At 47.4% G+C, this 11,676-nt stretch carries 12 protein-coding genes; 2 read left to right on the forward strand and 10 right to left on the reverse strand.

The window, feature by feature from the left end:
* The first annotated feature begins 18 nt into the window (after positions 1 to 18).
* Both nagA and B5E64_RS11865 read left to right on the forward strand, forming a co-directional pair.
* The gene (gene nagA, locus B5E64_RS11860) at positions 19 to 1,134 is read left to right on the forward strand and encodes an N-acetylglucosamine-6-phosphate deacetylase (RefSeq protein ID WP_087168709.1); all 1,116 of its coding nucleotides are present in this window, start codon (positions 19 to 21) and stop codon (positions 1,132 to 1,134) included.
* A gap of 19 nt (positions 1,135 to 1,153) precedes the next feature.
* Complete coding sequence (locus tag B5E64_RS11865; RefSeq protein ID WP_087168710.1) at positions 1,154 to 1,501, forward strand: hypothetical protein; 348 nt, start codon at positions 1,154 to 1,156, stop codon at positions 1,499 to 1,501.
* 74 nt (positions 1,502 to 1,575) lie between these two features.
* On the opposite strand, the gene B5E64_RS11870 is transcribed toward B5E64_RS11865, so the two are convergent.
* The 10 genes from B5E64_RS11870 to B5E64_RS18195 all read right to left on the reverse strand — a co-directional run.
* The gene (locus B5E64_RS11870; RefSeq protein ID WP_087168711.1) at positions 1,576 to 2,235 is read right to left on the reverse strand and encodes an HAD family phosphatase; all 660 of its coding nucleotides are present in this window, start codon (positions 2,233 to 2,235) and stop codon (positions 1,576 to 1,578) included.
* A 20-nt stretch (positions 2,236 to 2,255) separates the two neighbouring features.
* Positions 2,256 to 2,414, reverse strand: coding sequence for a hypothetical protein (locus tag B5E64_RS18190; protein ID WP_204247065.1), 159 nt, complete (start codon positions 2,412 to 2,414; stop codon positions 2,256 to 2,258).
* Positions 2,415 to 2,480: 66 nt separating this feature from the next.
* Positions 2,481 to 3,398: a serine O-acetyltransferase EpsC gene (gene epsC / locus B5E64_RS11875; protein WP_087168712.1), complete on the reverse strand. Its 918-nt coding sequence runs from the start codon at positions 3,396 to 3,398 to the stop codon at positions 2,481 to 2,483.
* Positions 3,399 to 3,622: 224 nt separating this feature from the next.
* Positions 3,623 to 4,258: a GntR family transcriptional regulator gene (locus tag B5E64_RS11880; protein WP_087168713.1), complete on the reverse strand. Its 636-nt coding sequence runs from the start codon at positions 4,256 to 4,258 to the stop codon at positions 3,623 to 3,625.
* Positions 4,259 to 4,304: 46 nt separating this feature from the next.
* Positions 4,305 to 5,570, reverse strand: coding sequence for a hypothetical protein (locus tag B5E64_RS11885; protein WP_087168714.1), 1,266 nt, complete (start codon positions 5,568 to 5,570; stop codon positions 4,305 to 4,307).
* Between the two features lie 21 nt (positions 5,571 to 5,591).
* Entirely contained in the window at positions 5,592 to 6,185 is a 594-nt protein-coding gene (locus B5E64_RS11890) for an AAA family ATPase (protein ID WP_087168715.1), read from the reverse strand.
* 51 nt (positions 6,186 to 6,236) lie between these two features.
* Positions 6,237 to 8,036: an ABC transporter ATP-binding protein gene (locus B5E64_RS11895; RefSeq protein WP_087168716.1), complete on the reverse strand. Its 1,800-nt coding sequence runs from the start codon at positions 8,034 to 8,036 to the stop codon at positions 6,237 to 6,239.
* Entirely contained in the window at positions 8,029 to 9,762 is a 1,734-nt protein-coding gene (locus tag B5E64_RS11900; protein ID WP_087168717.1) for an ABC transporter ATP-binding protein, read from the reverse strand. The genes B5E64_RS11895 and B5E64_RS11900 overlap by 8 nt, the downstream gene beginning before the upstream one ends.
* 178 nt (positions 9,763 to 9,940) lie before the next feature.
* Positions 9,941 to 11,305 carry a dipeptidase PepV gene (pepV, locus tag B5E64_RS11905; RefSeq protein ID WP_087168718.1) on the reverse strand — a complete coding sequence of 455 codons (1,365 nt, stop codon included), beginning with the start codon at positions 11,303 to 11,305 and terminating at the stop codon, positions 9,941 to 9,943.
* A gap of 85 nt (positions 11,306 to 11,390) precedes the next feature.
* Positions 11,391 to 11,676 (reverse strand): hypothetical protein (locus B5E64_RS18195; RefSeq protein ID WP_204247066.1); only part of this gene is annotated, 286 nt, incomplete at its 5' end.

Here is an 11,676-nt window from a genome sequence, read left to right on the forward strand (position 1 = left end):
AGACAAAGGAGTACTATTATGATTATCAAAAATGTAAAAGTATACGGGGAGGATTTTCACTTCCATCCGGGTGATGTAGTGATTGAAGACGGACTGTTTTGCGAAACTGCTTCCGGTTCCGGTGAAGTTGTGGACGGCGGCGGTGCCTACGCCATTCCGGGACTGATTGACATTCATTTTCACGGATGCATGGGAGCCGACGTCTGTGATAACGATCCGGAAGCACTTCGGACAATTGCCGAATATGAAGCTTCCATAGGTGTAACAACCATCTGTCCGGCCACCATGACACTTCCTTCAGAAGAGCTCAAGAAGATTCTTGCTACCGCTGCTTCCTACACAAATGAGCAGGGTGCACATCTTGTGGGTCTGAATATGGAAGGGCCTTTTATAAGTATCGCAAAGAAAGGCGCGCAGGACGAAAGGAATATCATTCCATGTGATGCCGCTCTTTTTAATGAATTTCAGGATGCCGCAAAAGGGCTGATCAAATTTATCGGCGTTGCGCCGGAAATGGGTCTGGAACGGACACTTGATTTTATCCGGAAAGTGAAGGACAACGTATCCGTTTCTCTGGCACATACAAACGCTCCATATGCAGACGCAAAGGCCGCTTTCGATGCCGGAGCCTGCCATGCGGTTCATCTTTTCAATGCCATGCCTGCATTTACCCACCGGGAACCGGGTGTTGTCGGCGCTGTATTTGACAGTCCACATGTATTCGCAGAGCTGATCTGTGACGGAGTCCATATTCATCCGTCCATGGTACGGGCTGCCTTTGCCATGCTTGGTTCCGAAAGAATCTGCCTGATCAGTGACAGTATGCGCGCCACAGGAATGCCGGACGGCTCCTACACCCTCGGCGGACTGGATGTCAATGTGTCCGGAAAACATGCCACTCTGGCAGAGGGCGGAGCACTGGCCGGATCCGTGACAAACCTTGCCGACTGTATGCGTACCGCAGTAACCGAGATGGACATTCCGCTGGAAGACGCTGTCCGTTGTGCCACCTACAATCCGGCACGTGCACTGCACCTGGAGCATCTGTACGGAAGCATCTCTCCGGGCAAAATCGGAAATCTGGTCCTGTTAAATCCGGATCTTTCCCTGAAACAGGTTATCATCAACGGCTAATGACAAGGAGGTGCCGGATATGAACCATCAGGATTTCATCTCCCGTCCGGGATTTGTCTACCGGATCGGAAATCAATATTATTACCTTGGAAAGTGGATCTGTCAAAAATGCAATGATTCTGACGCTGCAGACTCCCACTATATGTATGAACTGGCATATAAGGAACAAAATCCCGCGGACCTGAATCTCTATTTCCAGAAGCTTCGGGCCTACAGCGATTTCGCTCTTACGCCTCCTCTTGACAAAGAAGGCGTACACCGTGCTCAGGATCTTCTTCTGGAAAGTCTGTCCGACATACAGGCAGAAGACCTGACACATCAGATTCACGTCTTTGAGGAATGCTGCAGCCGCTTTCTGAATCTTTAGGATGTACGCACATTCCTCATACATCGCAAAATCAGCCGTACAGAGAAGGACTGCCTTTTCTGTACGGCTGATTCTTACTTTTCTTTCAGTATACTGATCACATCAAACAATGATTCACACTGCCATGTGCTGAGACTTTTGATCTCCTCGTCCGGCCTGACCAGATCCGGTATGACAATCGGATACATGCCCGCTGCATACGCAGAACGGATTCCGTTCGGCGAGTCCTCCAGTGCGGCCGCTTCCGAAGGCTTCACTCCAAGTTTCTCACATGCTTTCAGATAAATCTCCGGATCCGGCTTGGCATGTGTGACCATATCGCCAAAGACCGCGGCGTCAAAATAATCCCAGATCCCTCCCTCTTTCAGAAGCGTTCTGGAATAGGCCTCCCCGGACGAAGTGGCGACCGCCAGCAGGTATCCTTCTTCTTTTGCGTAAGAAAGCAGTTCATCCACACCCGGCTTTTTCGGAACTCCTTCCGTCTCCTTCAATTCATAGAAAATCTCCCTTGTCATCTGATTAAAGGTCTCTACCGGAAATTCCTCTCCAAATGTCTCCCTGAAATACCTGCTTCTTCTTACAACATTAAACCCGAGGGTATGATAGATGTGATCTCCTACGTTTGGGTATCCCAGCCGTTCTCCGGCGATATACCACGATTTTTGGACCACTTTCTCCGAGTCAAAGAGAAGCCCGTCCATGTCAAATACCAGTGCCCTGATCTTTGGCTGCATCGTCTTTCATCCTTTCTGCTTTATAGTTTTCCGCTTCCTATGGCATCCTTTACATAGGAGGTCACGTCTTCAAGCTTTTGCAGAATTTCCTGACGTTCTTCCCACTCTTCGCCTTTGAGATCAAGGTCTACCAGTGCCTGTTTTACTTCTTTTAATTTTAAAATCAGTTCCTGTCCCATAAACTTTCCCTCCTGTTGTTCTTTTGCCTATATTTTACTACTTCCGTCTTCCGAGGTAAAGGAGTTTTAATTTTCCCACTCCCAGAGATTCTTCTTTTCCTGATTTTCTTTTGGCGTTTTGAAAATCAGTTCCGGGCTCTTGGCGCTTACTTTCGTGTAAGGCGGCACGGACTCTGTAATGAAAGTATTTCCTCCGATAATGCAGCGTTCCCCGATCACGGTATCTCCACCAAGGACGGTGGAATTCGAGTAGATCGTCACATGGTCGCCGATGGTAGGGTGTCGTTTCAGTCCGGCAAGCTTCTGTCCGTTTCTTGTAGACAGCGCCCCCAGCGTCACGCCCTGATAAAGTTTGACATAGTCACCGATCTCGGTCGTCTCCCCGATTACAATTCCGGTGCCGTGGTCAATAAAGAAATATTCTCCGATTCTGGCTCCCGGATTGATATCGATCCCTGTTCTTCCATGCGCATACTCTGACATGATCCGCGGAATAAACGGGATCTTTTCACCATAAAGCACATGGGCAATCCGGTACACATAAACCGCGAACAGTCCAGGATAGGAAAAGATAATCTCCTCCCGGCTCTGGGCCGCCGGGTCCCCGTCAAATCCAGCCTGTACATCTTTGAGCATCAGATTCTGGATATCCGGAATCCGGGAGAAGAAGCGGTCCGTCACTTCCTGAGCCTTCTGCTCTACATTCTCTTCTTTCCCCTGATATCTCAGCGCAATGGTGATCTGCTCTTTCAGCGCATCGTAAAGATGGTTGATCCGGTATCCTGCATAGTAGGCGGTATCCAGTTCCAGCGCGCTGTCTTTTCCAAAATATCCCGGAAAAATAATCTGTCTGAGATCACGGATAATCTCAATCACCGCCGCGCGCTCCGGAAGCCTCCGCCCTTTTTTCGGCATGAACAGTTCCTCAGTGAGGTAATTACGGTTCAGTTTTTCTACAACTTCTTTTATCGTATCTTTTTTCATAATGACTCCATTTTCTTTTTGCTTTATCTTATTACAGTGTGAATGTGATGTCAACCTTGTTCTTTTTCATGCAGTCCTCTCCCTTCCCTGACGTTCCGGGCCGGGTAAAAGAAAAAAACAGGAAGATCTGCATCAGAACCTCCTGCTCTTTTTTGTGAGTTACATTATAGCCATGAATGACAACTCTATTTTATTTTAAAGTTGTTACTTTTGCAAGTACTTTTTTACTGATGCGGATACATAAATTTCTGTACCCTTTCCGGACATTCCTCATCCCCTGTATAATACAGGATATCATTGAGTTTAAACACCGCTTTTGGCCCCGGAGACATCATAAGCACTCCATTTCTCCTGATTGCGATCACGGTCGCAAAGGTTTCCTGCCAGAAATCCACTTCCCCGACAGTCCGGTCCAGATAAGGAGTCTGATCTGTAATCACAATTTCATACGGGATAAATGGATTGGTTGACCGGTAACGCTCAATCTGATCAATCATCTCTGTCAGATAATCATAGAGCTCTTTGATTTCCTGCTGCTGGCGTTCCACACTGTCAAGAATATTCCGTTTTAGATTCTGGATTGATTTTGTCTGTTTCTGCTGCTGAAGAAAATTCTTTGCATTATCCACCGACTTGATCAGAACACCGCTGTTTTTCTCAATCGTCACCACATCCCAGTCCGCAAGAATACACATTGCTCTGCGCGCTGTCTCCGAAGAAACACTGTACTGACTCCCGATGGCGGATCTTGCATAGATTTTCTGATCCTCCTGATAAATTCCATTTACAATTTTATAGGCAATATCCGTAGCAATCTGCTGATACTTCGGGATTCCGTTATCTGCTCTTCTCTTATTCATTCTGTCTGTCCTCCCTTTCTTTGCATGTCGGATCTTTTCTTTCGTGCTACCGGATGACGGAATAATGATGCGGAGATGTGATCTGCGCGCTCCAGCAGCTGCAGATGCCGTTCCTCCGCCCCTCGCACCAGTCTGCGCTGGTACAGTGCATCGTTACATCCGGGACGGCGAACATGCCGCTGTAACGTCCGGATACCTTCCCGTTCTCCTGTCCCGCTACGTACCCGTTGGATACGAGGAAGTGCTTCGGAGCATACTCCGAGAAATCCCAGTAACAGTCATCCGTCCCATGTCCCGGAAGCGTAATGCACCAGTATTCTCTGTGAAGTCCGGCGAGCCCGTCCTCATTTGCCGCCAGCCATGCCGCCCTTTCTTTCCAGGTGTTTCCTGTATAGAGAAAATTCCTGCTGCCGTCTTCACGGGTATGAAAAATCAGTCCTGTCCTGTCATGAAATGCTTTCAGAATCTCAAGATGTTTCTGGCACCGTTCCACCATTCCAAGAAACCGCTCGTTTCTACGCAGCTTTCTGAAGTCCGACCGGAAGTTTTTGATGTCCTCTTCCAGTTCCACCGGGATTCCCTCTTCATTTCTCGGAACATCCGCGCTTCTGGAAATGGCAAGAAGCCGCATGTAAATCTCTCTCATTCTTGAGGAGACCCGGACCAGTTCTCTCCACATGCAGCGGTCCTGCTCATAAAAAGCGTCGAGAATCCCCGCGGACTTAAGTGTCTGTTCCATCTCCGCTTTCAGTCCGTCTTTCTGCGGCCAGAGTACCTGATACCTCCCGCCGATGCTCTCTCCCCTTTTCAGGAAACAAAGCCTGCCCGGAAAAGTTAAAAGTACTTCCATCAGGCTGGTAAGTGTCACCGCTTTTCCCGGAAGAAACCCTCCTCTGGAAAGATCCTGCAAAAGCAGCAGAGCAAGCACCTCGTTCATCCACCGTTCCGAAAAGAGATCCGGAAGGTATACAGTCCGGATTCCGTCACCCGGCCGTACCCGGCCTGTCTGAAGGAACCCGCTGATATGTTCCGGATCAAACTGTGTAATCAGCAAATCATATCCCTCTTCTGCCGCCCGGTCCTGTATCTCCCGGTAAATCTCTCCGCTGTCTGTCCCATTGATTCTTTTATTGCGGGTTCCACAGTTGACTGCCAGTTTTTCTGTTCCGTCTTCCAGCAGGAAACATTCTCCAAGCCCCATATTGTACATCTGTATTTCCATATTCCGGTCCTCTCTTTTGTCCTTGTTCCAGACTCCCCCTACGTCTGACAGGAGATCCCCTGCCGTCCGGCCGGAATCTCCTGTCTGCATTCGTCTGTCTGACTTTTCTCTTTACTCCTCATCCTGGAGTTTTCGTACCACTTCTTTCATGGATTTGCGGAACTCTTCTTCATTGGAATTATAAAACAGAAGGAGCTCCTGATCTTTGCTTTTGTCGTTCAGTTCTTCCGGGATGGAAAAATCAGTCTTTGCCATGTACTCATCCCAGTGTGCCAGCTTCCATGTGTCACGGTCGCTGTTTCTCCGGATCATCCTCTTCTTGCAGATCGCCGGATCTGTGACAACCCACACAACATAAAGTCTTGCATTCTTTCGCATCAGATCCTGCCGGAGGCTCTCCATAAATCTCGGATTTCTGACCTCACGGGTAAACGGCGCGTTGATCAGCGCAATGTCATCGTATTCCAGCGCATCCACCGCCATATCCAGAATCGCCGCATATTCGTAATCACGGATATGTTCTTCAAAGAAATCCGAGCTTCTGTCATATGGCTGATTTGCCACTTCAAAAATCTGTCTGCTCAGAATAATCAGTGCATCTTTATCCAGATATACAACATGATTCAGTTCTGCCGCAAGTTTCATGGCAACATAGGTTTTTCCGCATGCCGGTGGTGATGTAACTAAAATGAGTTTCTTTTTCATGGATTCATGCCCCTTTCCTCATATTATCTATACACTATCATACCACAATGTCTAGCAAACCTCATCAAAATTTTGTCCCGCGAACTGAGAATGATACAGTTTTTCGTACATACCTTTCTTTGCCAGAAGCTCTTCGTGTGTTCCCTGTTCCACAATATCTCCGTCCCGCAGTACCAGAATCATGTCCGCGTCCCGGATTGTAGAAAGCCGGTGGGCGATAACGAAGGATGTTCTTCCCTCCATCACCCGAAGCATGGCTTCCTGAAGCCTTCTCTCAAGTCTGGTGTCCACCGAGGATGTCGCCTCGTCCAGAATCAGAATCTGCGGATCCTTCAGAATCGCTCTTGCGATGGTAAGGAGCTGCTTTTCTCCCTGAGAAATATTGTTCGCTTCCTCATTGATCAGTGAATCGTATCCTCTGGACAGTGTGCGGATGTAGTGGTGGACATTTGCCATCTTCGCAGCGCTGATAATCTCATCTTTTCTTGCATTCTGTCTTCCGTAGCGGATATTGTCATAAATACTTCCGGAGAACAGCCATGTATCCTGCAGTACGAGCGAGAACAGCGATCTCAGATCTTCCCGTTTCATATCCCGGATATCAATGCCGTCAATCTTGATGGAACCACCCTTCACGTCGTAAAAGCGGAGCAGCAGATTCATCAGCGTTGTCTTTCCTGCTCCTGTCGGACCGACGATCGCCACCGTCTGGCCTTTCTTGACATCGATATTGACATCTTTCATCAGAAGTTCCTTATCGTATCCAAACTGTACATGTTCAAAGGTCACATTGCCTTCGATTTTATCCTTTGCAATCTCTGCCTTTCCGCCCTGATCCTCTTCCTTCTCAGCAAGAAGGGTAAAGATTCTGCGCATGGCGGAAAAGGCTGCCTGTACCTGTGCGGAAAGCTGGGAAACCTGGGACAGCGGATCGTTGATCTGCCAGATATAGCGCACAAATGCCTGAAGCTGTCCGATCGTAATGGTCCCCTGAATAACCTGAAGACATCCGATTACCGCACAGGTACCGATCGTCAGGTAAGTCACAAGTGACACGCAAGGAGAAATCAAAGAGGAGACAAACTGCGCCTTGAACGCGGAATTTCTCATCTTCTGATTTACTTCCTCAAACTGTTTTTCCACATCTTCCTGTTTATTGTAACTGATAATCTCATTAAATCCGCCGTACAGCTCCGTGATTGCACCATTCAATTGTCCTACGGTTTTCTGCTGAATGTCAAACAGATCCTGGGAACGCTTTACAAATACCTTCGTAATAAGTGCCACGAGCGGAATAATGATCAATGCAATCAGCGTCATCGCTACATTGATCCGAAGCATCATGCTGACCGCAAGAATAAAAGTCAGCACCCCGCTGATCACCCTGGTCAGCGTCTGCTGCAGAGCATTGCTCAGCGTATCCACATCGTTGGTCACACAGCTTAATACATCTCCAAAAGCGTGCTCGTCAAAATAGCTGACCGGCATCTTCTGGATTTTTTTCTGAAGTGCCCCTCTCAAATCATGCATCGTCTGCTGAATCGCATTGGTCAGGAAAAATGCCGACACAAGGAGCACCAGTGCCCTTGTCACATAACTTGTACCAAGAAGCGCCAGAATGCGGAATACCTTGTCAAAATGTACATGTGCCCCGCTGACACCCTGGAGAATTTCAGACGCGTCCCGGGCGAGCTGTGTCGTTGCAAGCCCCTCTATTGTCGGATTCAGGGAATAGATTGCTGTCGCAAACACTGTCGTCAGGACTGCCACTAAAAGTTTTCCTTTGTACGGACTTACAAACCGTCCCATCCCTTTCATACATGTCTTCCAGCCGATCTGTTCTTTATTCATAAGCCAGTTCCTCCTCACTCAGCTGGGAAGCTGCAATTTCATGATATACACTGCAGTTTTTAAGCAGTTCTTTGTGCGTGCCCTTTCCGACGATCCTGCCCTCGTCCAGAACAATAATCTGGTCTGCATCCATAATCGTAGAGACTCTTTGCGCAACGATCAGGACAATCTCATCCGTCATCTCCTTACGAAGCTCACTGCGCAGCTTTGCGTCCGTCCGGAAATCCAGTGCGGAGAAAGAATCGTCATAGATATAGATATCCGCGTGCCGCACCAGTGCTCTTGCGATCGAAAGCCTCTGCTTCTGTCCTCCGGAAACATTTCCCGCGCCTTCTACAATCCTCTCCTGAAACTGCCCCGGTTTCTCCATAATGAAATCATAGGCCTGCGCTACTTTTGCCGCATGGACTACTTCTTCCATGCTCGCGTTCCGGTTGCCGAAACGGATATTCTCCTCGATTGTCCCACTGAAAAGATTGGCCTTCTGGGACACAAATCCGATCCGTTCGCGGAGCTTATAAATGTCCATATCCCGTACGTCCACTCCGTTGATCAAAATCTTTCCGGCTGATACATCATAAAATCTCGGGATCAGCTTGATCAACGTACTCTTTCCGGAACCGGTGCTTCCGATAAATGCTACCGTCTCGCCTTTCTTCGCCTCGAAAGAAATATGCTGCAGAACTGCTTCTTCTCCGTCCGGATAAGCAAAAGTAACATCATCAAATACGATACTCTTTTCCCTGTCCTCTGTCTTTGAAGCATCCGGGTGGTTCTCGATGATTGACTCGGTTTTAAGTACCCGCCGGATACGTTTTGCCGACACATTCGCCCTTGGATACATCATAAACACAAGGCAGAACAGCAATACGGAAAACATTGCATGGAAAACATAGTCCATAAAAGCAATCAGCTTTCCAACAGGAAGTGTACCGGCATCAATCATAAAGCTCGCAACAACATAGATCGCAATGATCGCAAGATTCATCATAAGAAAGAATACCGGATCTGTCGAGGTCATCAGCTTAAACAGCTTTTTCGACTGGTTCATAAAATTTACATTTTCTTTGTCAAACCGTTCAGATTCATATTCATCATTATTAAAAGAACGAATGACACGGATACCGGTCAGATTCTCACGGAAAATCCGGTTGATAGAATCCAGTGACGCCTGCTGCCTCTCACTGATCGGAGAGGAAATCTTCGCCACAATAACGACCCCGATAATAATCAGAGGAATCGTAGAAATAATGATCAGCGACAGATCCAAAGAGGTGCGGACTGTCAGCATGAAACTTACTACAATCATAACCGGGGTCAGCACTGCCGTCCTCAAAATTACATTCATAAACATCATGATCTGAAAAGCATCATTGTTTGTTCTCGTAATCAGAGATGCCACTCCGATCTCATTCATTTCGCTGTGCGAAAAAGTCTGTACCTTTCGGAAAACATCCTGCCGGATATCATGAGCAATCCCTGTGGAAATCCGGGCACAGCAGTAACCAAGAAGAATGGTGCCGCAGACGCCAATCACAGAAATCACCGCTGTCAGCACTCCCATCTTCATCAAAAATCCTTTGTCCTCATTCATGACTCCCTGGTCGATCATATAGGAAATGATCGTCGGAATCCCCAGTTCCACCAGAGCAAATCCAAAGACGGAAATCACGTTCAGGACAAACCAGAATTTGTATCTTTTCAGATACTCCAAAATCAGTTTCACCTCATAACCTCCCTCATCCAAAAGTGTTGTAAGCCCAATGTATCATATCCTATATTTTCCGGCAAGAGGGGAATGCATTTTCACGTAAAAAAAGGGATTCCGGACTGTTTCCAACATCACAAAACGGACATTGGAACAGTTCCGGAATCCTTTTTCTATTCTGTCTTAAATCAGCATTTTATTTCTGTGCAATCTCATACATTGCTGCCGCCAGAATCTGGTAGGACAGCATCATTTTCTCTACATCCGCACATTCATTCGGCTGGTGAATGACATCCGGCTCTCCCGGGAATGTCGGCCCAAAAGCAACCATATTATCAAATGCTTTTGCATATGTACCGCCTCCGATGGCGATCGGCTGATCGTCTCTTCCTGTTTCTTCTTTATATACGTTCATCAGCTTCCGAATCAGCTCAGAATCCTTCGGCACGTATAACAGTTTGCCTTCAGACTCCAGATCTGCATTCATTCCATAAGCCTCTGCCTGTTTCTTCATTGTTGCAACAAGGGTGTCGCGGTCTCCGTTCTTTGGATAGCGGATATCCAGTGTGAAGAACAGATCTTCCTCTGTGCATTTTACAACACCAAGGTTGACTGTTGTCTCTCCTGTCTCCTCGTCTGTCCAGCAGATATCGAGAGATTTTCCATTTGTCTCTGTTCCGATCTTTTCCAGAATAAAGTTGATCATCTGTCCCGGATCTCCATCGATGCCACAATCTTTTACAGCCTCAAACAGCTTGATTGCCGCATTGACTCCTTTTTCCGGAGTACTGCCATGTGCGCCCTGTCCTTCTGCCACGATTGTAGTCTTTCCATCTGCCTTTGTCACGGTGATGCCGTCTGCTTCTTTGACATCCAGATCACCTTCTACAACCATTGTACATTTTGGTGTTACGACATTCTTTGCTGTACCGCCCTCAATAGAAAGCACTTTGACACTGGACGGACTTTCTACTTTCTTTGTAACTTCCCAGAAAGACTGTCCCTTTTCACAGAAGATAACCGGGAACTGTCCGTCCGGAGTAAAGCCGATCGCAGGCTGTTCTCCGCCAGCTTCGTTATAATGTTTTACACAGGAAGAACCGTTTTCTTCATCTGTTCCGAAAATCACACGGATTCTTCTGTCGATCGGAAGTCCGAGATCACGGATCGCTTTCAGTGCATAAATCGCTCCTATTACCGGTCCCTTGTCATCCAGAACTCCGCGGCCGTACATCTGTCCGTCATGAATCTCGCATGCCAGCGGCGGGTATTTCCATCCCTCTCCAAGCGGAACAACATCCAGATGTCCAAGAACCGCTGCCATTTCTTCGCCCTCGCCATATTCGATCCAGCCAACCTTGTTGTCAAGATTGCCTGTCTTAAATCCAAGCTTCTCGCCCAATGCCAGAGCGTGGTCCAGAGCTTCCTTCGGTCCTCTTCCATATGGTGCGTCTTCCTCCGGTGCGCCTTTGACACTTTCGATTGCGACACTCTCTTTGATGGAAGCAAAGATCTCATCTTTAAGCTCCATCATCTTCTCATTTAATTTTTCATATCCCATTGCTATAACTCCTTTCGCTGAATCACTTCAGCATAGTAACTCACAGAATTATTCTATAATATTCCATGACAAAAGGCAAGAGATATCAGACGATTTTGCCAGTAGAAAACTGCTGAGAAACCTGCCCGGTTCCGATAGTCAGATTTTTCGGCTTTTGGGAAATTTCTCCATTATAACCGCAGGTTTTAGCGGCTGCAGACGGTTTGATCTGGCAATTCTTGTTTCGCAACCGTAGATTCTGGTGTAAAGTGAGCCCCTTGTCAAGGACATCCGAAAAATTTTTTGTCTGGATTTTATAACAGCTTAAATGCTGATGGTAACTCGTTGGTTTTAATATATTTATAGTACTCGTTTGGAGACATTCCATGGAG

Source organism: Drancourtella sp. An12, assembly GCF_002160935.1.
Lineage (GTDB): Bacteria > Bacillota > Clostridia > Lachnospirales > Lachnospiraceae > Sellimonas > Sellimonas catena.